Source organism: Streptomyces colwelliae (genome assembly GCF_048158785.1).
Taxonomy (GTDB): Bacteria; Actinomycetota; Actinomycetes; order Streptomycetales; family Streptomycetaceae; genus Streptomyces.
The window spans coordinates 13,848-38,675 of the sequence record NZ_JBLTJC010000064.1 but is presented as its reverse complement, the minus strand read 5'-3'; the positions used below and the strand labels follow the sequence as shown (position 1 = coordinate 38,675).

Sequence of the window (24,828 nt, the reverse complement as noted above, 5' to 3'; positions counted from 1 at the left end):
GCCCCCACCCCCACGACCACCACCCGTCGCCGACGCGCCTACTGGCAGGCCGCGTCGACCCTCGCTGTCCTGGTCGCCGTGGTCTGCATGGTGCGGCGGCACTGGCCCGTGCTCGCGAGCGGGGCCGGGCGGCTCGCCGTCGCCGATCAGGGGTGGCTGCTGGTGGCCGCGACGGCCGCGCTCGGGACGTGGGTGTCCTCGGCGCTCGCTCAACAGGGTGCCGTGCCCCAACGGCTGCCCGGCGGAAGGCTGGTGGCCTCGCAGCTCGCCGCGTCCGCCGCCAATCATGTGCTGCCCGCCGGGCTCGGCGGCGGTGCCGTCAATCTGCGTTTCCTGATGCGCTGCGGGCTGCCGGTCGGCCGCTCGGCCAGTGCCCTCGCCGTCAAGGCGACCGCCGGCGTGGTCGTCCGGATCGTGCTCATCGGCGTTCTCGCCACGGTCTGTCCGGGTGTGCTGCGCGTCCCGGACATCTCCGTGGGCGTGGTGGGTGTCGGTGTCGCGGCCGTCGTCCTCGTGACCGTGTTGCTCAACTGCCCGTTGTGGCCCCGGTGTCGGCGCGCGCTCGGCAGGGTGCTGACCGACATCCGGGCCGTACACGCCTTGCCGCATCGGGCAGTTGCCCTGTGGGGCGGCTCGCTGGCCTTCGCCGCACTGCACTCCCTGGTGCTGATCTGTGTCACCCAGGCCGTCGAACTGCCGTTGTCGCCTGCCCGGGTGGCGCTGCTGTACCTCGCCGCCAGCAGCGCCGCCGCGCTGCTGCCCACGCCGGGCGGTATCGGTTCCCTCGACGCGGCCCTGGTCTTCGCGCTGACCGAGTCGGGGACCACGGCGTCGGCCGCCGCCTCCGTCGTCCTCGGCTACCGGCTGCTCACCGTGTGGCTGCCCCTGATCCCCGGCCTGTTGGTGCTCGGGGTACTGGTCCGGCGCAAGTCACTCTGACCTCAACTGCGTTTCCCGCCCGGCCGGTTCAGGTAGTAGTCCGATATCGGTCCGCGAGCGAGGGGGAGTCGCATGGCGGAGAACGAGACGGGTGGCCGGTTGGCGGACGAGTTCTTCACTCCCGGGACCTCGTCCTTCACCGAGTTCCTGACGGCGCACCGGCCCGCGCTGCTGCCCACCCGCCGCCCGTTCCCGGAGGGCGTCCGCGCCGCCGCCGACCAATTCCCGCACGGCACCACGGTGTTGGCCCTCACCTACCGCGACGGTGTGCTGATCGCTGGCGACCGCAGGGCCACGATGGGCAACGTCATCGCGCAGCGCGACCTGGAGAAGGTGCACCCCGCCGACGACTACACCGCGGTCGCCTTCGCCGGTACGGTCGGGCTCGCCGTCGACATGGTGAAGCGGTACCAGGTCGAGCTGACGCACTTCGAGAAGATCGAGGGCATCCCGATGACCCTCAACGCGAAGGCCACCCGCCTCGCCGGCCTGATCCGCCAGAACCTCCGCCAGGCCATGCAGGGCCTCGCCGTCGTACCGCTCCTCGTCGGCTACGACCCCGCCGCCCCCGAAGGTGCCAAGGGCCGTATCTTCACCTTCGACGTCGTCGGCGGCACCTACGAGAAGCCGGACTTCCACGCCGAGGGCTCCGGCTCCCCGTACGCCAGAGGCTCCCTGAAGAAGCTGTTCCACCAGGGCATGTCCCGGCGTGACGCGGCCCTGGCCGCGCTACAGGCGCTGTACGACGCGGCCGACGACGACTCGGCGACCGGCGGCCCGGACATCAACCGCCGTATCTTCCCCATCGTTTCGGTCATCACCGAGGACGGATTCGAGCGGCTGCCTGAGCCGGAGACCGAGGCACTGACCCGTGAGATGGTCGAACAACGCCACAACCACCCGGACGGGCCCACCGTCGCGCCGTGAGCGACAAGGGTGGCTGTGGCATCGGTCAGAGGACGGGCGCGGGGGCCGGGTTGCCGTAGTAGGCGTCGGGGCCGTGTTTGCGGCTGTAGTGGCGGGCCAGGAGGTGCGGTGGCGGTGGGGCCTCCGGGGACAGGGCCAGGGTGTTGATGGCCATGTCCGCCACGGCCTCGCAGATGATCGCGTGCTCCAGGGACTTGCGGGCGGTGGCGCCCCAGGTGAAGGGGCCGTGGTTGGCGACGAGGGCGGCCGGGACCTCGGCCGCCTGACGGTCGTCGCCTTTCAGCATGTCGACGATCACCCGGCCGGTGTTGTACTCGTAGTCCTTCGCGCACTGGTCGGCGGTGAGGTCCGGGGTGCACGGGACGGGCCCGTTGAAGGTGTCGGCGTGGGTGGTGCCCAGGACCGGTATGTCACGGCGGGCCTGCGCGAAGGCCACGGCGTGGGTGGAGTGGGTGTGGGTGACACCGCCGACGGACGGGAACGCCAGGTAGAGGCAGCGGTGGGTCTCGGTGTCGGTGGAGGGGCGGAGGTCGCCGTCGACCACCTTGCCGTCGGACAGCCGGACGGTCACCAGATCGTCGAGGACGAGGTCCTCGTAGGGGACCCCCGAGGGCTTGATGACGAACACCCCCGCCTCGCGGTCGACGCCGCTCACATTGCCCCAGGTCAGCGTCGCCAGACCGACCTGTGGGATGGTCAGGTTGGTGTCCAGTACCTCTTGCCGCAGGCCGTCACGGAGTCGCGCGGTCATCGGTGCTCTCCTTGCACGTGGAACAGGAACATGGGTGTCAGAGGGCCTGGGCGAGCCGGTGGTAGGCGGCGTTCCAGCGGATCTCCTTGGTGAACTGCCCGGTGCTGGTGGTCTCGTCGATGGTCAGCAGTTCTACGCCGGCCATGGCGGCGTAGTCGGTCAGCGTCTCGGTGTCGACGGCCGAGCTGAGCACGGTGTGGTGCGGGGCGCCCGCGAGCAGCCAGCTCTCCGCGGACTCCGCGAGGGAGGGGCGCGGCTTCCACACGGCCCGGGCCACCGGCAGCCGGCGCAGGGGCTCGCTCGGGGTGACGACGTCGACCGTGTTGGCGGTCAGCCGGAAGCGGTCGCCCAGGTCGGAGAGGCCGACGACCACGGCGGGGCCGGGGGCCGCGTTGAAGACCAGCCGGACCGGATCCTCGCGGTCGCCGATGGACAGGGGGTGGATCTCGCAGCGCGGGCGGTCGGCGGCCACCGAGGGGCAGACCTCCAGCATGTGGGCGCCGAGGATGCGCGGGGTACCGGGGCCCAGGTGGTAGGTGTAGTCCTCCATGAAGGTGGTGCCGCCGGGCTGTCCCGCACCCATGACCTTCAGCGTGCGCAGCAGTGCCGAGGTCTTCCAGTCGCCCTCGCCGCCGAAGCCGTAGCCGTCGGCCATCAGGCGCTGGACGGCGAGACCGGGCAACTGGCGCAGCCCGCCCAGGTCTTCGAAGTTCGTGGTGAACGCCGTGAAGCCGCCCTCGGTGAGGAAGGTGCGCAGACCGATCTCCTGGCGGGCCGCGTACAGCAGTGAGTCGTGGCGGATGCCGCCGGGGCGTAGCGCCGGGACCACGTCGTACAACTCGACGTATTCGGCGGCGAGTTCGGCGGCCTCCTTGTCCTCCACCTCGTCCACGACGGCCACCAGGTCGTTGACCGCGTACGTGTTCACCGAGTAGCCGAACCGCAGTTGGGCCTCCACCTTGTCGCCCTCGGTGACGGCGACGTCCCGCATGTTGTCGCCGAAGCGGGCCAGCTTCAGGGTGCGTGAGGCGTGCCGGCCGACGGCGGCACGGGCCCAGGCGGCCACCCGTCGCACGACCCGCGGGTCGGTGGCGTGACCGGCGACGATCTTGCGGTCGATGCCGAGCCGGGACTCGATGTGCCCGAACTCCCGGTCGCCGTGGGCCGCCTGGTTGAGGTTCATGAAGTCCATGTCGATGCTGGGCCAGGGCAGCGACAGGTTGTACTGGGTGTGCAGATGCAGCAACGGCCGGTCCAGGGCGCTGAGTCCGGCGATCCACATCTTGGCCGGCGAGAACGTGTGCATCCACACGATCACGCCCACGCAGGCGTCGGAGGCGCTCGCCTCCTGGCACAGCCGGCGGATCGCGTCGGCGTCGGTGAGCACGGGCTTCCACACGATCCTGACCGGGATCTTCCCCGGGCCGCCGAGGATCTCGGAGATGCTCCGGGACTGTTCGGCGACCTGGTGCAGGATGTCGTCGCCGTACAGGCCCTGGCTGCCGGTGAGAAACCAGATCTCCTGGTCGGGGTAGGGAGTGGCGTCGGTGTCCATGAGGGTTCCTTTCAAAGGGAGTTGAGCGCCGGGCGGGGGTGCCGCTCAGGCGGAGGCCTCGGCGCGGAGGCGGCGCAGTCGGTGCATGACCTCGTTGGCGCCGCGCCCGAAGTAGTCGTGCAGGAGCTGGTATTCGGCGTAGAGGCGGTCGTACGCGGCGGCTCGCGCGGGGTCCGGCCGGTACACGGCAGGGCGGGCCTTGGCCATCGCGTGGGCGGCGGCCCTGATGTCCGGGTACACGCCGGCCGCGACCGCCGCGTGCATCGCCGCGCCGAGGGCCGGGCCCTGCGCCGAGTCGATGACTCCGAGGGGGAGCCGGGTGACGTCGGCGTAGATCTGCATCAGCAGCGGGTTCTTCATCAGACCGCCCGCGACGATCAGTTCGCGCACGGGCACGCCGGACGTCTCAAACGCCTCGATGATGGTGCGGGTGCCGAAGGCGGTGGCCTCCAGCAGGGCGCGGTAGATCTCCTCGGGGCGGGTGGAGAGGGTCAGTCCGACCAGGACACCGCTGAGGTCGTGGTCGACGAGCACGCTGCGGTTGCCGCTCTGCCAGTCCAGGGCGATCAACCCGTGCTCGCCCACCCGCTGTCCGGATGCCAGGGCGGTGAGGTGTTCGTGCGGGTCACGGCCGAGCGCGGCGGCCTCCTCGGCGTACGTCGCCGAGAACCCGGTGCGCACGAACCAGCCGAAGATGTCGCCGACGCCGCTCTGTCCGGCCTCGTAGCCCCACAGTCCCGGGAGGATGCCGCCCTCGACCACCCCGCACATGCCCGGCACTTCGGCCCACTGGTCGCTGCTCATCACATGGCAGGTGGAGGTGCCCATGATGGCGACCATCCGGCCCGGTTCGACCGCGGTGGCCGCAGGGGCGGTCACATGGGCGTCGATGTTCCCGACGCACACGGCGATGCCTTCGGGCAGGCCCGTCCAGGCCGCCGCCTCCGCCGTCAACCCACCGGCGCGGTCGCCGAGTTGGCCGATCGGCTGGTCCAGCTTGTCGGTCACGAAGCTGGCGAAGTCGGGGTTGAGCGCGGCCAGATAGTCGGTGGAGGGGTAACTCCCGTCCTGGAGCTGCCCCTTGTACCCGGCGGTGCAGGCGTTGCGGACGTAGGTGCCGCTGAGCCGCCAGACGATCCAGTCGGCGGCCTCGATCCAGCGCTCGGTCAACTCGTAGAGTTCCGGGTCCTCTTCGAGCAGCTGGAGGGCCTTGGCGAACTCCCACTCCGAGGAGATCTTCCCGCCGTACCGCTGGAGCCAGGGCTCCTTGCGGGCGTCGGCGAGTTCGGTGATGCGGTCGGCCTGAGCCTGCGCGGCGTGGTGGCGCCAGAGCTTGACGTAGGCGTGCGGGCGGCCGGTGAGGCCGGGGAGTTCGCACAGGGGTGTGCCGTCGGCGAGGACCGGGAGGACCGTGCAGGCGGTGAAGTCGGTGCCGATGCCGACGACTTGGTCCGGCCGTACACCGGAGCGGGCCAGCGCCTCGGGTACGGCGACGCGCAGGACGTCGATGTAGTCGGAGGGCACCTGGAGCGCCCAGTCGGGCGGCAGCGGGGTGCCGTCGGGAAGAGTCCGGTCGAGGACGGCGTGGGTGTACGGGTGCTCAGCGGCGGCCAGTTCGGCGCCGTCGGCGACCCGGACCACCACGGCCCGTCCGGACAGCGTCCCGTAGTCGACTCCGATGACGTAGGTGTCGGGATGGGTGTGTTCGCTGTTCTCTGCGTTCACCACCGGGCCGCCTTTCTGTTCGAGATCTCAGTCATTGTTCGATGTGTCGAATGGAGTGGAGAGTAAATCTCTGGGATGGAACCCCCGGTCGGGGCCCGGCACAAGTGCTCGGACCCCGACCGGAGTTGACGCTCAGCCGGAGACCGGCGCGACCGTGATGCGGTCGATGTTGGGTGCGTAGGCGCTCGCGTCGGCGAAGCTGATGGTGTTGGTGCCGGCCGTGAGGGTCACCGGGACGGGCAGGTCCCAGTAGCTGGACCAGCTGTAGTTGTTGCGGAACATGACGGTCTGCGCGGTGCCGCCGTTGACGGAGATCTGCGCCGCCCGGGAGACCACGTTGGTGTTGTAGTTCCCGGAGCCGGAGACCTGGTCGTTGGCGTAACGGACGTTCATGACGTACCGCCCGGCACTGGCGGCACTCACCTGGAAGGTGAGCGTGTTGGCCGAGCCGTTGCCGACATAGCCGACGTACTTGCCGCCCGAGGCCCAGCTGTCCGAAGTGGCGGCGGCGGTTCCCGCGAGGGTCGCGCTCTCCGCCTCGTACGCGGAGACGCCCGTGGTGTCAGCGCTCGCGGCCACCCGCAGATCACGCAGGGTGAGTGTGGTGGAGCCCGAAGTGGCCGCAGTGATGCGGTTGTTGCCGGCCGACAGGTACAGCCGCGAGCTCTTGTCCGTGAGCGTGCCGCTCGTGGAGGCCAGCGTGACGGCGGTCGCGCCGTCCAGGGTGAGGGTGCCCGACCCGTTGGAGGAGTAGTCGGTGTGCACGGTGTAGTAGCCGTCGGTCGGCGCGTAGACGTCGAAGGCGGCCGAGGTGCCCGAGGTCAGGGCCAGCGCACCGGCACCCGTCGTACCGGAGGCCGCGTAGTTGTACGTCGGCGAACCGGTGATGTCCGCGTACGTGGCCGGGTACGACGTGTCCGCGCTGGAGGCCGCGGTGAGGTCGATCTTGTCGAGGGTGACCTCGTTGGTGCCCTTGGCCAGGGTGATCGTGTGCGTCCCCGCCGTCAGGGACACGGAGGCGCTCGCCGTGGAGCGGTAGGTCCAGTTCAGGGTCGGCGTGTAGGTGACCGTCTGGGAGGAACCGCCGTCGACGGTCAGCGTCTGGGTCGCCGGGCCGCCGGACTGGTTGCCGTAGAAGACGTTCAGGTTGTACGTGCCCGAGGTCGGAGCGGTGACGGTGAAAGCGACCTTGCTGTCCGACTGGTTGAGGCTGCCGACGTCCTTGGTGCCCGAAGTGGCGTACCCGTAGGCGTTGGTGACGCTGCCCTGGGTGTAGACGGTGCCGTCGGTGATGGTCGCGTTCTCGGCCTCGTACGACGCCGTCGCCGGGGTGCTCGCGGCGGTGGGCGTGCCGGTGCCGGCCGGGTTGACGACGATGCGGTAGGCCGACATCGGGTCGAGGTTGGTCAGCGGCACGGTGATGCTTCCGTCGGAGGCGACCGTGTAGGTGCTGCGGGCCAGGACCGTCGGCGCCGGGCCCGCACCCTCGTAGCCGCTCCAAGCGGTGCGCTCCACCGAGACGTTGACGCTGCTGCCGAACGACGACGGTATGTTCTTGACGACCGTGTTCGCCGAGCCGGATGTCCCGCCGCCCAGGAGCACCTGGGCCTGCTTGCGGCCGGTGTCGAGGGACGCGATGCCCTGGAGCGTGTCGATGACGTTGGCCTGCGGCGGGGTCACCTTGGTGGTCTGGCCGGTCAGGCCCGCGTACCAACGCAGCAGCCACCAGTCGCCGTTGGGGATGTTGGTCTGGCTGACGTTGCCGTCCAGGTTCCCCGCGATGTCCCAGTACGCCTGGTCGGCGTAGACCTTGTTCCGCTCGAACATGGACATCCACTGGACCATCTGGCCCGGCACCGAGAGGTCACGGCGGTCGCCGTACTCGTTGATGTTGACCGGGCGCGGGCTGATGCCAGCGTTGGTCTCGATGGTGCGGTAGGCGGCGAGGTTGCCCTCGAAGTTCGAGAGGGAGGTCGGGTCCAGCTCGTGCCAAGTGGTCATGTCCGGAAGGACGTTGTTGGCCTTGGCCCACGGGTAGAAGTCGCCCATCAGGCGGGCGTCGTAGTGCGTCTCGTTGGGGCCGGCGATGCGCGCGTTGGGGATGATCGAGCGGATCTTGTTGTAGACCGTCGTCCAGTCACTCTCGAAGCTGGCGAGCGCGCTCTGGTATGTGGCGGTGGTCGAACTGCCAAGCCCCGTGTACCAGTTGCCGTCCGGCTCGTTGAACGGCACCCACACGAACGTGCTCGCGTCGGAGCGGGCCGCGACCTTGGTGACCATCGTGGTGACCTTGGTGAGGTAGTCGCTCAGGCCGAGGTTCTCGTACGGCCACGAGGCGTAGATGTCCTGCATGTAGATGAGGTTGTCGCCGCCGCCACCGCGGGCGAACTCCGGCTGGACGACCAGCGCGTCACCGTTCGGGTGCTGGGTGCCGTCGGGTGCCTTCTGTGCAATGGACGTCATGTGCAGGGGAGTTACGAGGTTGTCGCCCGGAACTCCGTCGTCGCTGAGGCCGTACAGGGCGCCGTTGGCTCCGTGCATGACCGCGCCGGTGGTGGTGCCGAGGTCGACGCTCAGCGTCGGGGTGGCCGCCTGCGCGGCGGGGACGGTCAGCGCCGTGCCCAGGAGGGCGGCGGTCACCACGGTCACGCCCATGAGGGCGCGAACGGAACGGGATCTACGGGGTGTTCGAGGCATGGCTGTCCTCCTCCTCCCGCGGCGTTGCGGGAGGCTGTCGGTACTTCGGGGGTGACCGGGGCGGCTCAACTGGCCTGGCCCCGGGGCTACTTGACGGCGCCGCTCGTGATGCCGGAGACGATGCGGCGCTGCGCTATGACGAAGACGAGGACCATGGGGAGGCTCATCATCACGACGTAGGCGAAGATCAGGTGCCAGTTGTTGAGGTACAGCTGGGCGTTGGCGACCTGGTAGAGGTTGAGCGGCAGGGTGGCCTTGTCGCCGCCGCCGAGGACGAAGAAGGCGTAGAAGATGTCGCTCCAGGCGTAGAGCATCACCATGATCGTCGCGGTCGCGATGACCGGGCGCAGGAGCGGCAGGATGATGCGGAAGAAGACCCGGACCGGGCCCGCGCCGTCCATGCGGGCGGCCTCCTCCAGCTCCTCGGGGAGCGCGCGGATGAACCCGGTCATGAAGAAGATCGACGTGGACAGGTACATCCCGGCATAGACGCCGATCATGCCGGGACGGGTGCCGGCCAGGCCGAGTTGGCGCAGTTCCATGACGATGGTGATCACCGCGGGCGGGAGCAGGAGCCCGCTGATGCTCAGCGCGTAGAGGGTGTTGACGAGGCGGCCCTTGCGGCGGGCGAACACCCAGGCGGCGCCCGCTCCGAGGAGCAGGACGAGGACGACGGACGGGGCGACGACCAGGAGGCTGTTGACGAAGCCCTGGACGATCTTGCCCTCGTCGAAGCTCTGCTTGTAGTTCGCGGCGGCCTGGACGTGGTGGGGCAGCGAGAGGTTGGGCTTGATCGCCTCGGCCTGCGGCTTGAAGGAGGTGACCGCGACCAGCCACAGCGGGATGCCGATGGTGACGCCGGCGACGATCAGGACGACGAGCGGCTGGACCCAGCGCAGCGGGCGCCGGCGCGCGGGGGCGAACGCGGTAGTGGTGGTCACTGGTTGTTCTCCCTGCGGCGCAGGCCGACGATGACGGGCACGGCGAGGACGACGACGATGAGGAAGAGCACCAGGCTCATCGCGGACGCCTGCGCGTACAGGCCCTGGCCGAAGATGCGGAACATGTAGATGTTGAAGACCTCGGTCTCGCCGCCGGGACCGCCTCCGGTGGTCGCCTGCACGATGTCGAAGGTGTTCATCGAGCCGATCAGCGCGGTCGTCACATTGAACGTGACGGCGGGCGCGAGCAGCGGGAACCTGACCGACCAGAAGGTGCGCCACCAGCCGGCGCCGTCGATCCGGGCCGCCTCCAGGACGTCACCCGGCATGCTCTTCAGGCCCGCCAGGTAGATCAGCATCGCCAGGCCCATCCACTTCCAGCCGTGGATGAGGGTCACCACGACCAGCGTCCAGGTGGTCGAGCCGAGCCAGGGGGTGTCGACGTGGTGTCCGGCGAGCGAGGACAGCACGCTGTTGAGCGCGCCGTCCTGGGCGAGCAGGGCGCGGAAGATGTAGCCGACGGCGAGCGCGGAGATCAGTACCGGGAGGAAGAACACCGCGCGGAAGAAGCGGTTGAAGCGGGTGTCGCGCTCCAGCAGCAGGGCGAGGGCGAGACCGAAGCCGTTCTGGAAGACGGCCACCAGGACCGCGTACTCCAGGGTGATGCGGATGTCACGGGCCATCGACCCGTCGTGCAGGATGGTGCTGAAGTTCGACAGTCCCACGAAGCCGATCTGCGAGTGGAACGCCGACCAGTCGGTGAACGGGTAGACGAAGTTCAGCAGATTCGGCAGCAGGAAGAACACGCCGAACACGGCGAGCGCGGGCAGCGCGAACCACCACGGCTGGTTGGCCCTGCTGCGCGGTCGGGTGCGACGGGATGTCCGTTCCTGGCCGTCGTCCTGGGCTCGGTCCTTCGCGCGCGTGGCGTCGATGGCGTCCATCGTGGCGGTGTCCACCACTTTCTTACCTCCGGTACGGCCCCGGGCACGCCGCCGACGGGCGGCCCGGGGGAGGGGCTGGCTCGGTGGCGCCGGTCAGAAGCCGGAGACGCCGCGCGCCTTGAGGACCTGCTTGAACTGGTCCTCGGCAGCCTGGGCGACCTGGAGCGGGGTCTTCTTGCCGTAGATCATGTCGGCGAGCGCGAGGTGCAGGTCCGGGGCGGTCAGCGCCTTGACCTGGAAGACGCCCTGGGCGCTGGACAGGGCCTTGGCCTGGGCGATCGCGGTCTGCGGCAGACCGTCGGGGTTGGCCACCGAAGGCTCCACCGACACCAGCTTGTTGGCCTTGATGTAGGCCGGGTAGTCCGGGCCGAGCCAGAAGGACATGAACTGGCGGGCCGCGTTCTGCCGCTTGGTGTCACCGGTGTTGAAGGCGACGACACCGTTCGTCTGGTCCGGCGAGTACTCGGCCTTCGCGGAGCTGTTGGCGATGGGGAACCAGCCGAGCTTCTTGTCCATCTCCGCCGTGCTGGAGGTGGCCTGGATCTCGGACTGGAGCGCGGTGACGTTGACGGCCATCGCGGCGGTGCCGTCCATGACCGCCTTGCCCTGGTCGACGAACGTGGCCGTCTTGTAGTTCTTCTGCGCCAGACCGCCGTCGAGGACCTTCGTCTTGTACTTGGTGATCGCGTCGACGATGGTCTTGTTGGTCCAACTGTCCTTGTTCTTGTTGAGGTTGTCCCAGAAGGACTGCGGCAGATCCGTCATCTGGGCCTGCACCTGCCACTGCAACGGCCACTTGTCGCCGCCGACCTCGAAGAACGGCGCCACGCCCGAGACCTTCGACTTGATCTTCGCGGCGTCGGCGAGCAGCTCGTCGTAGCTGGTCGGCATGGTGGTGATGCCGGCCTTCGCGAAGACGTCCTTGTTGTAGTAGACGCCGAGCACGGCGGGGCTGGTGACGATGGCCGCGTAGCGGTGGCCGTCGACCTGGCCGAGGGTCTTCTCCGTGGTGCCGAGCTTGGAGACCCAGTCCTCGTTGTCCAGGGTCAGCAGGTTCTTGGCCGGCTGGACGAACGGCAGGGTGCTGCCCGTGGGCTGCCAGAACATCAGGTCCGGCTTGACGCCCGAGGCGAGCTTGGTCGGAACGTTCGACTCGTACGGGTCCGGTATGACCTCGGTGCTGATCTTGGCCCCGGTGGCCTTCTCGAACGCCTCGATGGCCTGCTTGGGCTCCGAGACGCTGTTCTGGGCGACCCACATCGTGAGCTTGACGCCCTTGAGGGAGGCGGTCGGGTCGACCGAACTCTCGGGCGCGGCGGCCGTGGTGGCACCGGTGCTGTCACTGCACGCGGTGGCGGTCAGCCCGAGGACACAGGCGGTGGCAAGGACGGAGACGGCTCTTCTCATGGCGGATCCTTGTTCGTACGCGGAAGGGAGGCGGGGCGGGTTTGCGGAGGTGCGCGACGGCTGCGGGGAGGGCGGCTGACGGGTACGGCGAGAGTGGGCAGGGCGGACGTGACGGATACGGCTAGCGCGGCGGACGTAACGGATGGGGCGACGGCGGGCGTCCGGCCCGGCTCACGCGTCCCGTGGCCCCGAGCTCTCCCGGAGGATGAGGGTGGGTTCGGCCGGTACCGGCGCCGATTCCTGCTGACCGGTGTCGAGTTGGGCGCGCAGCAGCCCGAACGCGGCGCGGCCAAGACCGTGGAAGTCCATCCGGACGGTGGTGAGGGACGGGGTGACGAAAGCGGAGTGCGGGGCGTCGTCGAAGCCGATGACGCTGATGTCCTCCGGCACCCGCCGGCCCGCGTGGTGCAGGGCCCGCAGCACACCCAGTGCCAGGTCGTCGTTGCCGCACAGGATCGCGGTGACGTCCTTGTTCCGGGCGAGCTTCTTCCCGGCCTCGTAGCCGGCCTGGGCGTCCCAGCCCTTGCCGGACGGCGGAGGCGGGGTGATGCCGGCCGCTTCGAGTGCCTGCCGCCAGCCCTCGGCTCGGGGGCCCGCCAGGCGCCGGGTTCCGGTCGAGGCGGGGATGGCGACGTAGTGGACGTTCGCGTGCCCGAGCGACAGCAGGTGCTCGGTGGCGGCACGGGCCGCCTCCCGGTCGTCGGCCCACACCGCCGGGCGGCTGGGTGTCCGGTCCGGCGCCGGCGCTTCCACCAGCGCCGCGCACGGCACATGTGCCGGTACGCGGTCCAGGGCGGCGGCACCGAGGCGGTCGTAGCCGATGACCACGACGCCGCCACCGGTGTCGGCGGCCGCGGCGATCGTACGGTCCAGGTCGTCCTCCGGGGTCACCACCCGCACACCGAGCGCGTATCCGGCGGCGCGGGACGCCTCCTCCAGGCCTTGCAGGGTGGCCGCATAGCCGTAGAGGACGGTGTTCGACGTGATGACCGTGACCGATCGGGTGACCCCGCTGGCCAGGGCGAACGCGGTGGCGTTGCGCCGGAAGCCGAGGGTCTGGATGGCGGCGTCGACGCGCTTTCGGGTCTCCTCCTTGACGTTCGGGTGGCCGTTGATGACCCGCGAAACGGTCTGGTAGGAGACGCCTGCCGCAGCCGCGACGTCGCGGATACTGGCGGCTTTCTGCGGCCCCTGAGGGGGGTCGCCATGGCCGCCGAAGCTTGTGTGACCGGTCACATCCATGCGAGGATTGTGAGCGGTCACAACGTGGGCGTCAAGAGACCGTAACTGGGGATTTACCTTTCGAACACACCGGCAGGAGCGGCGAGTTCCCGCCCACCGGGCGAAAAGCCCCAGCTCAGCGCCCATACGAGAGCCGCAGGACCGAACCGTCCCAGAAGGGGAAATTGCGTTGACCAGTGTCGTAGGAACAGTCGAGAGGTCCCGTATCTGGTCGCATCCGGCGCTCGGGCTGCACGCCCTCGTGGATGCCGCCGGAGCGGTCCGGCTGGGAGCGCCCGATCAGGACTGGGCCCGCCTGGTGCCTCTCGTCGAGGTCACCGCCACGGGGCACGGGCGCATGTGGTCGGGGGAACGTTTCATCGAGACGGCCATCGGCGACCGTCTGACCTACCGCGACCATGAGACCGTGCGAGACGGAAGCGGGGACCGTACTACGATCCGGCTCACGGACCCCGTGACCGGGCTGCTCGCCGAGGTCACCCTGGAGACGGGCGTCGACGCGGGCTTCCTGCGCTCGCGGGTACGGCTGGTCAACGAGGGCGCCGAGCCGCTCCGGCTGGAGAGCGTGACGACCCTGACCCTCGGCGGGATCACCTCCTCCGGCGCCGGATCCCCTGTCGCCGGATCCTCCGTTGTCGACGACGGTCTCGACGGGCTGACCCTGCACTGGGCGGACAACGACTGGCTCGCCGAATGCCGTTGGCGCCAGGCCGAACTCCGCGACGAGGTCGTGCCGTTGAGCCGGTTCGCCCACGGGCGCGAGGGGCGTGGCTGCTTCGAGCGCTATTCGCAGGGGAGTTGGTCCACCGGCCGGCACCTCCCGGTCGCCGCCCTCACCGACCGGGAGGGCAACGCCTGGCTGTGGCAGATCGAGTCCAGCGCGGGCTGGCGCTTCGAGACCGGCGAACGCGAGGGCGCGGCCTACGTCGCCCTGTTCGGCCCCTCCGACGCCCATCACCAGTGGCACCAACTCCTGGCACCCGGCGAGGAGTTCCACACCGTCCCCGCCGTCCTCGTCCGCGCGGGGACCGGCGGCCTGGACGCGGCCTTCGGCACCCTCACGGACTACCGCCGGGGCATCCGCCGCGACCACCCCGACCACCGCACCCTCCCGGTGATCTACAACGACTACATGAACACCCTGAACGGCGACCCCACCACCGAACGGCTCCTGCCGCTCATCGAGGCGGCGGCGGCCGCGGGCGCCGAGGTCTTCGTCATCGACGCGGGCTGGTACGACGACGACGCCCAGGGCTGGTGGGACTCCGTCGGCGCCTGGGAGCCCGCGCCCAACCGTTTCCCGGGCGGCATCCAGGAAGTCCTCGACGCCATCACGAAGCGCGGCATGACCCCGGGCCTCTGGCTCGAACCCGAAGTCGTGGGCGTACGCAGCCCGTTGGCCCGGACGCTGCCGCCCGAGGCGTTCTTCCGGCGCGGCGGACTGCGCGTCACGGAACACGGACGGCACCACCTCGACCTGCGCCACCCGGCCGCCCGCGCCCACCTCGACGAGGTCGTGGACCGGCTGGTGGGGGAGTGGGGCGTCGGCTATCTGAAGCTCGACTACAACATCAACATCGGCCCCGGCACGGAGAACGGTACCGAGAGCGCGGGCGCCGGACTGCTCGGGCACCACCGCGCCCACCTCGACTGGATGGCCGGACTCCTCGACCGGCATCCCCGACTCGTCCTGGAGAACTGCGGATCGGGTGGTCTGCGCATGGACTACGCCCAACTGGCCGTCTCCCAGATCCAGTCCACCAGCGACCAGCAGGACCCGCTGCGCTACCCGCCCATCACCGCGGCGGCTGCCACCGCGGCGACACCCGAACAGGCCGCGGTGTGGGCCTACCCCCAGCCGGACCAGACCTTCGACGAGATCGCCTTCACCCTCACCGGCCCGCTTCTCGGCCGTATCCACCTCTCCGGCTTCATCAACCTCATGGACGACGAGCAGTTCGGCCTCGTCCGCTCGGCGGTCTCCGTCTACAAGGAGATCCGGGGGGAGATCGGCACGGCGCATCCGTTCTGGCCGCTGGGGCTTCCCGGGTGGGAGGACGGGTGGATCGCGCAGGGGCTGCGGGGGGCGGAGTCGACGTACGTGATGGTGTGGAGACGGACGTCGGACGACACCGGCCGCACTCTCACGGTCCCGCATCTGCGCGGTGCCTCCGTGCGCGCGACCGTGCTGTATCCGGGGACCTCGGACGCGGGCGTGGAATGGGACGTGGCCGAGGGGCAGTTGACGGTGTCGCTGCCTCGTACCGACACCGCTGTGCTCGTCCGGCTGAGCGCCGGCTGAGTCGTACGGCCGCTGGAGTCCTCCCGTCCGGGGGGCCGGAGGACTCCAGCGCCGCCGTTGCACGGCTGATCCACCGGTGATCGACATGTGACGGATTTCGTGCATGTTCGGTCAGAAAAGTGCCTTCAAGTGGCAATGCCGGACTGCGGATGCTTCGTCCGCGTCCCGCCCATACAGTTCTTGAAGTCCACTTTCGGAGGCGGGACCGATTGTGCAGGTATCCGTGACACGGCAGAACATCGGCCAACCCGTCAGGACGTCGAGTTTCGTCGGCCGGCGTCAGGAGACCGCCGAGGTCAGGCGTCTGGTGGCCAACCACCGGTTGGTGAGTCTCACCGGGACGGGCGGTGTCGGCAAGACCAGGCTGGTGCTGCACGCCGTGCCCCGGCTGGCGCGGTCGTTCGCCGACGGGGTGCACATCGTCCAGCTGGCCGGTGTGCGGGACGCCTCGCTCGTGCCGCTCGCCCTGATCGAGGCGCTCGACATCCGTGACGTGTCGGGTCGTTCGCCGGTGCGGGTCCTCGTCGATCATCTCCAGGACCGGGAGTCGCTGCTCGTCCTGGACAACTGTGAACACCTGGCGGACGCGTGCGCACGGCTCGTAGAGACGCTGCTCGCGGAGACCGCGGCGGTGCGGGTGCTGGCCACCAGCAGACATCCGCTGGACGTGTCCGCCCAACACGTCCTGGAAGTACAGCCGTTGGCGACTCCCACGCCGGGCGAGCCGCTGCCTCCCAAGCCCGCGCTGGAGTACCCGGCACTGGCCCTGTTCGCCGACCGGGCCGCCGCCGTACTGCCCGGGTTCTCCCTCACCGAGGCCAACCAGGACGCGGTGGCCGCCCTGTGCCGCCGACTGGACGGGCTGCCACTCGCGATCGAACTGGCGGCGGTACGGATGCGCGCCCTCGGAGTGCAGCAGTTGCTCGAACGCCTCGACCGCCGCTACCGGTTGCTGGCCGACAGCGCGGACAGTGAGGGCAGCGCGGACAGTGAAGGCATTCTGCCCCGGCACCGCACCCTGCGCGCGGCCGTCGACTGGAGCCATGACCTGTGCACCCGCGAGGAGCGGGCGGTGTGGGCGCGCGCCTCCGTCTTCGCCGGGAGCTTCGACCTGGGTGCGGCCGAGGAGGTCTGCGCCGGGCCCGGCCTCGACCGTGACGAACTGGTGGACGCCGTCGCCGGTCTGGTCGACAAGTCGCTGCTGGTCCGGGACGGCGACGCCGTCCACGCCCGGTACCGGATGCTGGAGTCGATCCGGCAGTACGGCCTCGACCGGCTCCGCGAGGACGGCGCCGAGTCGGCGGCCCGGCGCCGGGTGCGGGACTGGTGCCTGGACTTCGTCGAGGAGTGCGAGCGGCGCTGGTTCGGCCCCGACCAGCCGGAGTTGGTCCGGCGGCTGCACGCGGAGTCGGACCTGATCCGCTCGGCGTTCGAGTTCTGCCTGAACACACCGGGCGAGCTGCGGGCCGGGCTGAAGCTGGCCGGGCACCTGTGGTTCTTCTGGTTCGCGACCGGCGCCCTGGTCGAGGGCCGGTACTGGCTGGAGCGGCTGCTCGCCGCCGCCCCCGAGCCGACCGTCGCACGGGCCCGCGCCCTGTGGGCCCTCGCCCTGATGCTGCTCAGCCAGGGCAACGCGGTCCGGGCCGCGCCCCTCGTCGAGGAGGCCCGCGAACTCGCCCTGCGGCTGGGCGACGAGGCCGAGGTGGCGCACACCTTCTTCGGCCGGGGCGGCGCCTGCCTGATCAGCGGGGACTACGAGCGGGCGAAGGCCGTGTACGAGGAGGCGCTCTCCCGGCCGCCGCGCGCGGGCGAGTCGATGAGCCTGGTCGGCTTCAAGTACGTGGAGCTGGCCCATGTCCTCGCGATCCAGGGCGAGTACGACCGTGCCATGGCCCTGTGCGAGGAGTTCCGGCAGATCTGCCTGGCCCACGGCGAACAGTGGATCCACTCCTACCTCCTGCGCATCCTCGCCTTCGCCGAGTGGGCCAAGGGCGACCAGGTGTCGGCCAGGGTCCACGCCCGGGAGTGCCTACGGCTCAAGCGGGCGGTCGGCGACGTGTTCGGCACCGGCATGACGCTGGAACTGCTCGCGGCGGTTCACGCCCGTGACGGCGAGGGCCGCCCCGCCGCCGTCCTGCTGGGCGCCGCCAAGCGGATCTGGCAGGACGCCCACGTCGCGCTGGACCGCACCCCGTCCCACGGCCCGGTGCGCACCGGGGCCGAGGACGTCGCCCGCGCGCTGCTGGGCGACGGATTCGAGAGCGCCCACCGCGAGGGCCTCGAACTCGCCTCGGACCACGCGGTGGCCTACGCGCTGGGCGAGCGGGAGTCCACGGCCCGGCCGGTGTTCGACAGCCCGCTCACCCGCCGTGAGACGGAGGTCGCCGAACTGATCGCCGAGGGGCTGACCAACCAGCAGATCGCCGACCGGCTGGTCGTCGCGCTGCGCACGGCGGAGGGCCATGTGGAGCGCATCCTCAGCAAGTTGGGCTTCACCTCGCGCAGCCAGGCCGCCGTCTGGGCCGAGGCGCGTCGGACCACCCGCACCTGATGCCGTACGACCGCGACGACGTACTGCCGCCACGACGTACTGCCGGGACCACGTACGGCCGTGAACCGAGCGAGAAGGAAGGCAGACCGATGGAACACGGAGAACGCACCGCACCCACCGCACCCGTCCCACCAGTGAAGCACCACGCGGGCATCCACTCGTCCGACGAGGAGTTCCTGGCGGTGGTGGTGCCGTTCCTCAGGGAGGGCGTCGTCGCCGAGGAGGAACCGGACCCGGTGGTCATCACCACCCCGCGCAAGCTGGACCTGCTGCGGGACGCCCTCGGCCCGGACGCCCGCCGGGTCGACTTCCGCGACTCCGCCCGCTGGTACCGGGGAAGCCCGGCGAACAGCATGGCCACCGCCCTCGACTACTACGTCACGCACGCGAGCCCCGAGGGCCTTCTCCACATGACGGGCGAGCCGGTCTGGGAGGGTCGTTCACCGCGCCAGATCCCTGAGTGGAAGCGGTACGAGGCACTCGCCACCGAGCTCTTCACCGGCGCCCCGCCCGACCTGATGTGCCTGTACGACACCCGAACCGCACCGCCCGACGTCGTCGACGCGGCCCGGCACACCCACCCGACGGAACTCAACCGGCAGGGCGTTCAACCCAGTTCGCTGTTCACGGCGCCCGCCGTCTACGCGACCCAGGGTCTCGGCCCGCTGCCCGCACCGCCGCGGGACGCGGTCGGCGTCGGCCTCGACGGGGACCTGACCGCCGGTCACCGGTTCGCGGCGGACCAGGCACGGGCCCGCGGCATGGCACCCGACGAGGCGGCCCGCTTCGGGCAGGCCGTGTCCGGCGCCACGCGCTACGCGGCGTCCCAGGGCTGCGACCGCGCGCACCTGCGGCTGTGGTCCACCCGGCAGCGCGTCATCTGCGAACTGCGCACCCCGCGCGGCCGTATCACCGACCCGTTCCTCGGCTTCAGGCCGCCGGGTGCCGAAGGGCGGTCGGAGGACGGGCTCTGGCACACCCGCCAGGTCTGCGAGTTCGTGGACATACGGTCCGGCGACGGGGCGAAGGAGGGGTGGACCATCCGCATGGAGACGGCCCTCGTACCGGCAGGTTGACGAACCGGCCCGCGGATTCGGGTAGTTCCCCCCGCGCCTCGAAGGGCACGGCGGACGCATGGTGGATACGAGGCCGGGTCTGTTGGAGGATCCGGCCCCGGAGCGCACGAGCCGAACGCCCCAGGGGCCGAAGGGAAACGACCATGCCGAACGACCGTCCACGCGGCCTGCCGACCGTGGGGGATGGCTGCACCACGATCCTGGGCCCCGGGAAGTCCTCGGTCCGCCAGGCCAGGGAACTAGTCCGCAAGCGGCTCGCCGAGTACGGCCTCCAGGACCTGGTGGACATCGCCGAACTGCTGGTCAGCGAACTCGCCACCAACGCGGTCGTGCACGCGGGCGGCCGCTACCGGCTCACCCTGTCCCTGGGCGTCGGCGTACTGCGCTGCGAGGTCGCGGACGAGCGGCGACACCTTCCCCGGCCGCCGCACCGGCGGGTCGAGGGCGACGACGACGGCCTCGACGTGGACCCCGACAGCGAGAACGGCCGCGGTCTGTTCCTGGTCGACGCACTCGCCCACCGCTGGGGCAGCCGCCTCGTCGAGGAGGGCAAGGAGGTCTGGTTCGAGCTGGAGCTCGACGCACCGGCCGGCCCGGGCGACGACGCGGCGGAGACGGACGTGCACCTCCCGGCACCGGCCCGGCCACGCCCCCGAGAGCCGCACGGCTGCACCGAGTCGAACCACGAGCGGGCGGACCACCACTACAGCCCCGACGTCGACCGCACCGAAGACCTCGGACTGCTCGGCCGCGCCGAAGACCTGGGCCGGCCCGGCCGGTACCGCCCGCGGCGTCCGGTACCCGGCACGGCGTCCCGGTCGCCCCACGGATCGGTGCCGGTCGCCGCTTCCGCTTGAGCACGTCCACCGCCGCCCGTCCGCGAACCTTCCGCAGTTTTGCCCGGTCGTTGCCACTTCATGACTGACCGACTACACCCATGTAGTCATGATGGTCCGCGGCAGTAAGGCATGCCTTGGCTAACCGATGCCGGGGGCCGGTACCGGCCGGGAGGGCCGCACGACATGTGGGACGACGCGTTTCCGAGCTTTCTGATCGGGCTGCGGGAGGGGCTGGAGGCGGGACTCATCGTCTCGATCCTGGTCGCCACCCTCGTCCGCGCCGATGCCAGGTCCCGGCTGCCGCAGGTGTGGACGGGCGTCCTGGCCGCCATCGCCCTCGCGCTGAGCTTCGGCGCGGTGCTCACCTTCACGGCGGCGAACCTCTCGGCCACGGCCCAGGAGGCGTTCGGCGGTGTCCTCAGCGTGATCGCCGTCGCGTTCGTCACCGCGATGGTGTTCTGGATGCGGCGGTCGGCCCGCACCTTCTCCGGCGAGATCAGGGAGAAGGTGACCGGCGCGCTCGGTATGGGCGCCGGGATGCTGATGCTCACCTCGTTCCTCGCGGTGGGCCGCGAGGGCCTGGAGACGGCCCTGTTCCTGTGGACCACCGCCCGCGCGGCCGGTGAGTCGGCCGGCCCCCTGACGGGCGCCGGCATCGGTCTCGTCCTCGCGGCGGCCCTGTGCTGGGGCCTGTACCGCCGCGTCCTCAGGATCAACCTGACGAAGTTCTTCACCGCTACCGGCGTCGTCCTCATCGTCATCGCGGCCGGCGTCCTCGGCTACGGCCTGCGCGACCTCCAGGAGGGCGGCGTCCTCCCCGGCCTGACCGCCTACGCCTTCGACCTCAGCGGCAGCGTCGACGCCGGCTCCTGGTACAGCACCCTCATCCAGGGCGTGTTCAACCTGATGCCCACGATGACCTGGCTCCAAGTGGTGGGCTACGTCGGCTATTTGGCGGTGGTGATGCCCCTGTTCGTGCGAGGGGTAAGGACGAAAGCACCCGAACTGGCGCCCGCGACAGCCCAGTTGAGCGAATCACCCCCGTCCCCGCGCCGTCGCCCCGTCTGGGTCGTCCCGGTCGCCGTGGTCGCCGTACCGGCGGTCGTGGCCGGGTTCGTCGTCGCCTTCGCCCGTCCCAAGCCCGCGAGTTCGGAGACGGTGGCCGTCTCCGAGACGGAGTGCGGCAAGGGCTTCACCGCGCCGGACACCGGGCGGCAGACCTTCCAGATGCACAACACCGGCGACAAGACCGCCGAGGTGTACCTGATCGACCCGGCCACCGACGCGGTCTACGGCGAGGTCGAGGGCCTCGCTCCCGGCACCACCCGGGACCTGGTCGCCACCGTCGGGGGCGGCTCGTACGCCTGGCGCTGCGTGCCCACCGGCGCGAAGGCCGTCACCTCCGCCACGGTCCACGTCAGCGGCGGGGGAGGAGCGGTGAAGGCGGTCGTCCCCGTCTCCGAGAACGACCTCGCCGCACCCCTCAAGGCCTACAAGGTGTACGTCGACCAGGGCCTGGCCACCCTCGTCACCCAGACCGGGCAGCTCAGCGACGACATCGCCGCCAACCACCTCGCCAAGGCGCGCACCGACTGGCTGACCGCGCACCGCACGTACTCCTCCCTCGGCGCGGCCTACGGCACCTTCGAGGACTTCGACCAGAAGATCAACGGCAGGGCCGACGGGCTGGCCGGGGGAGTCCAGGACAAGGACTTCGCGGGCTTCCACCGCATCGAGTACGGGCTCTGGCACGGGCAGTCGGCGGGTGAGTTGAAGGTGCCCGCGAAGCAACTCGCCGTCGCGGTCGCGGGGTTGCGGAAGGCGTTCCCCACCCAGGACTTCGACCCCGGGGATCTGCCGCTGCGGGCCCACGAAATCCTGGAGAACGCCCTGCAGTTCGAGCTGACCGGCGACACCGACGAGGGCAGCGGCACCAACCTCGCGACCGTCGACAGCAACCTCGCCGGCACCCGCGAGCTGCTCACCGTACTAAAGCCGCTGCTGACCAAGGAGTCCCCGAAGCTGTTGCCCGCCGTGGACGCCGACATCGCCCGTGTGCAGAAGCTGCTGGACTCGGCGCACCGGGGTGGCAGTTGGACACCCGTCGAGGAGTTGGACGAGACGGCGAAGGCCCAACTTGACGGCGCCACCGGGCAGTTGCTGGAGGACCTGGCACCGGTGCCGGACCTGCTGGAGATCAGGAAGTCCGCCTGATGAGCACCGAGAACACAAACGGTACCGAGGACGCACGCGGTACTGAGAACACGAGCGGTACCGAGAACACCCGCAGCACCCAGAACAGCCGTAGCGAGGGGAACCGTCCGATGCAGTCTGCTGAAACCCCGGGCTGCCCGGCCGGAGCCGGCCGTCGCTCCTTCGTCCGGACGGCGCTCGGTGCCGGGGCCGCCGGAGCGGTGCTGGCCGGCGGAGCCTTCGCGCTCGCCGAGACCGGCGGCTCGGCCGAGGCGCAGGCGGCCGACACCACGAACGCGGCCAAAGTGCCCTTCCACGGCACCCACCAGGCCGGCATCCTCACCCCCGCCCCGGCCGCCGCGACCTTCGTCTCCCTCGACGTGATCGCCGACAACCGCGCCGAACTGACCGACCTGCTGCGCACGATCACCGAACGCGCCCGCTTCCTCACCTCCGGCGGCACCCCCGCCGACCTCGGCGTCGGCGCGCCGCCCGCCGACAACGGCATCCTCGGACCGGACGTCCCCGCCGACGCCCTCACGGTCACCGTCGGTGTGGGCGCGTCCCTCTTCGACGACCGCTACGGACTCGCCAAGGCGAAACCGCGCCGGCTGACGCCGATGAAGACGTTCCCGAACGACAACCTGCGCGCCGCCGAGTGCCACGGCGACCTGTCGCTCCAGGTGTGCGGCGCCCGCCAGGACACCGTGCTGCACGCGCTGCGGGACATCGCCCGGCACACCCGGGGCGCCATGCAGATCAAGTGGCGCATCGACGGCTTCCAGAACACCCCGCGCCCCACCGGCACCCAGCGCAACCTGCTCGGTTTCAAGGACGGCATAGCCAACCCGGACGTGAAGTCGACCCGCGAGACCGACCGGCTGATCTGGGTCGGCGCCGGACAGGACGAGCCGGCCTGGGCGAGCGGCGGCAGCTACCAGGTGATCCGGATCATCCGCATGCTCGTCGAGTTCTGGGACCGGGTCTCGCTCAGCGAGCAGGAGCTGATGTTCGGCCGCCGCAAGGACACCGGTGCCCCGCTGGACGGCGCCAAGGAGACGGACATCCCGCACTACGCCAAGGACCCCAAGGGCGCGGCGATCCCGCTCGACGCCCACATCCGCCTCGCCAATCCGCGCACCGCGGCCACCGACACCTCGCGCATCCTGCGCCGCGGCTACAACTACGACCGGGGTATCGACGCCGTCGGCAACCTCGACATGGGCCTGGTCTTCTGCTGCTACCAGCAGGACGTGCGGCGGCAGTTCGAGGCCACCCAGACGCGACTCATCGACGAGCCCCTGGTCGACTACATCTCCCCGACGGGCGGCGGCTACTTCTACGCGCTGCCGGGTGTGAAGGACACGAAGGACTGGCTCGGCAGGGGTTTGATGGCGGCCTGACCAGGGATTTTTCCTCCCTTTGGGCAAGACCTGTCGTGGTCTTTGCCGACCGTTACTGCGAATGGGTTGCAGGTACGGGAGGATGGCACAAGGTTGCTCGCGGCAGCCGCGCAGTCATGCTCGCCATGCTCACGCCCGTACCTGTACCCGGCAGAGAGACCCTCCTCGATGACGTACGCCCCCGAGTCCACCCCGACCCTCCCTGCCGCGGCCGCGGCTTCGCGGCCGTCGCTCTGGTACCGCGTCCGCACGTCCATGACGCGGCAGGAGTGGACCCGGGTCGGCGGGATGGCCGCGTTCGTGCTGGGGCTGCATGTGATCGGCTGGTTCACGCTCGTGTGGATCGTGGCGCCGGGGCACTACAGCGTCGGTGAGAAGTCCTTCGGCATCGGCATGGGCGTGACCGCGTACACGCTCGGCATGCGGCACGCGTTCGACGCGGACCACATCGCGGCGATCGACAACACGACCCGCAAGCTGATGAGCGAGGGACAGCGGCCGCTGTCGGTGGGCTTCTGGTTCTCCCTCGGCCACTCCAGCATCGTCTTCGGCCTGACCCTCCTGCTCTCCCTCGGGGTGAAGGCCCTGGCCAACCCGGTCCGCGACGACAACTCCCAACTCCACGACGTCACCGGCCTCATCGGTACGACCGTCTCGGGCACGTTCCTCTACGTCATCGCCGGCATCAACCTCGTCATCATGGCCGGCATCTGGAAGGTGTTCCGCCAGATGCGCTCGGGCCACTACGACGAGGCCGCGCTGGAAGAGCAGTTGAACAACCGCGGCTTCATGAACCGCATCCTCGGCCGCTTCATGAAGTCGATCACCAAGTCCTGGCAGATGTACCCGCTGGGCCTGCTGTTCGGCCTCGGCTTCGACACGGCGACGGAGATCGCGCTGCTGGTCCTCGCCGGTTCGGGCGCCGCGTCCGGCCTGCCCTGGTACGCGATCCTGTGCCTGCCGGTCCTGTTCGCCGCCGGCATGTCGCTGCTCGACACGATCGACGGCACGTTCATGAACTTCGCCTACGGCTGGGCCTTCTCCAAGCCGGTCCGCAAGGTCTACTACAACCTCACGATCACCGGCCTGTCCGTCGCCGTCGCCCTGATCATCGGCACGGTCGAACTCCTGGGCCTGTTCGCCGAGAAGCTCGACCTCCACGGCTTCTTCTGGGACTGGGTCGCGGGCCTCGACCTCAACGTCATCGGTTTCCTCATCGTCGGCCTCTTCTTCGCGACCTGGATCGTGGCCCTGCTGGTGTGGAAGTTCGGCCGCATCGAGGACAAGTGGACGGCGAGCCTGGCCCAACCGGCGGAACGGCCCGCGGAGTAGCCGC

Annotated in this window: 17 protein-coding genes; 9 read left to right on the top strand and 8 right to left on the bottom strand. The window is 70.2% G+C overall.

The window, feature by feature from the left end:
• A partial coding sequence (locus ACNFOC_RS16025) for a lysylphosphatidylglycerol synthase transmembrane domain-containing protein (RefSeq protein ID WP_416959789.1) occupies positions 1 to 939 on the top strand: 939 nt, incomplete at its 5' end.
• Between the two features lie 72 nt (positions 940 to 1,011).
• Positions 1,012 to 1,866, top strand: coding sequence for a proteasome subunit beta (gene prcB, locus ACNFOC_RS16020; RefSeq protein ID WP_416959788.1), 855 nt, complete (start codon positions 1,012 to 1,014; stop codon positions 1,864 to 1,866).
• A gap of 25 nt (positions 1,867 to 1,891) precedes the next feature.
• Here the strand turns inward: prcB and araD are convergent, their stop codons facing one another.
• The 8 genes from araD to ACNFOC_RS15980 form a co-directional block, all read right to left on the bottom strand.
• Complete coding sequence (araD, locus tag ACNFOC_RS16015; protein ID WP_416959787.1) at positions 1,892 to 2,617, bottom strand: L-ribulose-5-phosphate 4-epimerase AraD; 726 nt, start codon at positions 2,615 to 2,617, stop codon at positions 1,892 to 1,894.
• A gap of 37 nt (positions 2,618 to 2,654) precedes the next feature.
• A complete protein-coding gene (araA, locus tag ACNFOC_RS16010) occupies positions 2,655 to 4,172 on the bottom strand; it encodes an L-arabinose isomerase (RefSeq protein WP_416959786.1) in 1,518 nt (505 codons plus the stop codon).
• A 45-nt stretch (positions 4,173 to 4,217) separates the two neighbouring features.
• Positions 4,218 to 5,900 (bottom strand): ribulokinase, encoded by a 1,683-nt coding sequence (gene araB, locus ACNFOC_RS16005; protein ID WP_416959785.1) that lies wholly within the window; start codon positions 5,898 to 5,900, stop codon positions 4,218 to 4,220.
• Between the two features lie 129 nt (positions 5,901 to 6,029).
• The gene (locus tag ACNFOC_RS16000) at positions 6,030 to 8,594 is read right to left on the bottom strand and encodes a CBM35 domain-containing protein (protein WP_416959784.1); all 2,565 of its coding nucleotides are present in this window, start codon (positions 8,592 to 8,594) and stop codon (positions 6,030 to 6,032) included.
• An 86-nt stretch (positions 8,595 to 8,680) separates the two neighbouring features.
• On the bottom strand, positions 8,681 to 9,535 hold the full coding sequence (locus ACNFOC_RS15995) for a carbohydrate ABC transporter permease (protein WP_416959783.1): 855 nt from the start codon (positions 9,533 to 9,535) through the stop codon (positions 8,681 to 8,683).
• A complete protein-coding gene (locus tag ACNFOC_RS15990; RefSeq protein ID WP_416959782.1) occupies positions 9,532 to 10,497 on the bottom strand; it encodes a carbohydrate ABC transporter permease in 966 nt (321 codons plus the stop codon). The genes ACNFOC_RS15995 and ACNFOC_RS15990 overlap by 4 nt, the downstream gene beginning before the upstream one ends.
• 75 nt (positions 10,498 to 10,572) lie before the next feature.
• The gene (locus ACNFOC_RS15985) at positions 10,573 to 11,886 is read right to left on the bottom strand and encodes an ABC transporter substrate-binding protein (protein WP_416959781.1); all 1,314 of its coding nucleotides are present in this window, start codon (positions 11,884 to 11,886) and stop codon (positions 10,573 to 10,575) included.
• Between the two features lie 171 nt (positions 11,887 to 12,057).
• Positions 12,058 to 13,128: a LacI family DNA-binding transcriptional regulator gene (locus ACNFOC_RS15980; RefSeq protein ID WP_416959780.1), complete on the bottom strand. Its 1,071-nt coding sequence runs from the start codon at positions 13,126 to 13,128 to the stop codon at positions 12,058 to 12,060.
• A 169-nt stretch (positions 13,129 to 13,297) separates the two neighbouring features.
• Here ACNFOC_RS15980 and ACNFOC_RS15975 point away from each other — a divergent pair, with 169 nt between their 5' ends.
• The 7 genes from ACNFOC_RS15975 (at position 13,298) to nicT (ending at position 24,824) form a co-directional block, all read left to right on the top strand.
• Positions 13,298 to 15,430 carry an alpha-galactosidase gene (locus ACNFOC_RS15975; RefSeq protein WP_416959779.1) on the top strand — a complete coding sequence of 711 codons (2,133 nt, stop codon included), beginning with the start codon at positions 13,298 to 13,300 and terminating at the stop codon, positions 15,428 to 15,430.
• A 223-nt stretch (positions 15,431 to 15,653) separates the two neighbouring features.
• Complete coding sequence (locus tag ACNFOC_RS15970; RefSeq protein ID WP_416959778.1) at positions 15,654 to 17,981, top strand: ATP-binding protein; 2,328 nt, start codon at positions 15,654 to 15,656, stop codon at positions 17,979 to 17,981.
• A gap of 89 nt (positions 17,982 to 18,070) precedes the next feature.
• Positions 18,071 to 19,057 (top strand): anti-sigma factor RsbA family regulatory protein, encoded by a 987-nt coding sequence (locus tag ACNFOC_RS15965; RefSeq protein ID WP_416959777.1) that lies wholly within the window; start codon positions 18,071 to 18,073, stop codon positions 19,055 to 19,057.
• Positions 19,058 to 19,200: 143 nt separating this feature from the next.
• Positions 19,201 to 19,914 (top strand): ATP-binding protein, encoded by a 714-nt coding sequence (locus tag ACNFOC_RS15960; RefSeq protein WP_416959776.1) that lies wholly within the window; start codon positions 19,201 to 19,203, stop codon positions 19,912 to 19,914.
• A gap of 165 nt (positions 19,915 to 20,079) precedes the next feature.
• Positions 20,080 to 22,110, top strand: coding sequence for an iron uptake transporter permease EfeU (gene efeU / locus ACNFOC_RS15955; RefSeq protein WP_416959775.1), 2,031 nt, complete (start codon positions 20,080 to 20,082; stop codon positions 22,108 to 22,110).
• Positions 22,111 to 22,220: 110 nt separating this feature from the next.
• On the top strand, positions 22,221 to 23,492 hold the full coding sequence (gene efeB / locus ACNFOC_RS15950) for an iron uptake transporter deferrochelatase/peroxidase subunit (RefSeq protein WP_416959774.1): 1,272 nt from the start codon (positions 22,221 to 22,223) through the stop codon (positions 23,490 to 23,492).
• 168 nt (positions 23,493 to 23,660) lie between these two features.
• The gene (gene nicT, locus ACNFOC_RS15945) at positions 23,661 to 24,824 is read left to right on the top strand and encodes a Nickel transporter NicT (RefSeq protein ID WP_416959773.1); all 1,164 of its coding nucleotides are present in this window, start codon (positions 23,661 to 23,663) and stop codon (positions 24,822 to 24,824) included.
• The last annotated feature ends 4 nt before the right edge of the window (positions 24,825 to 24,828 follow it).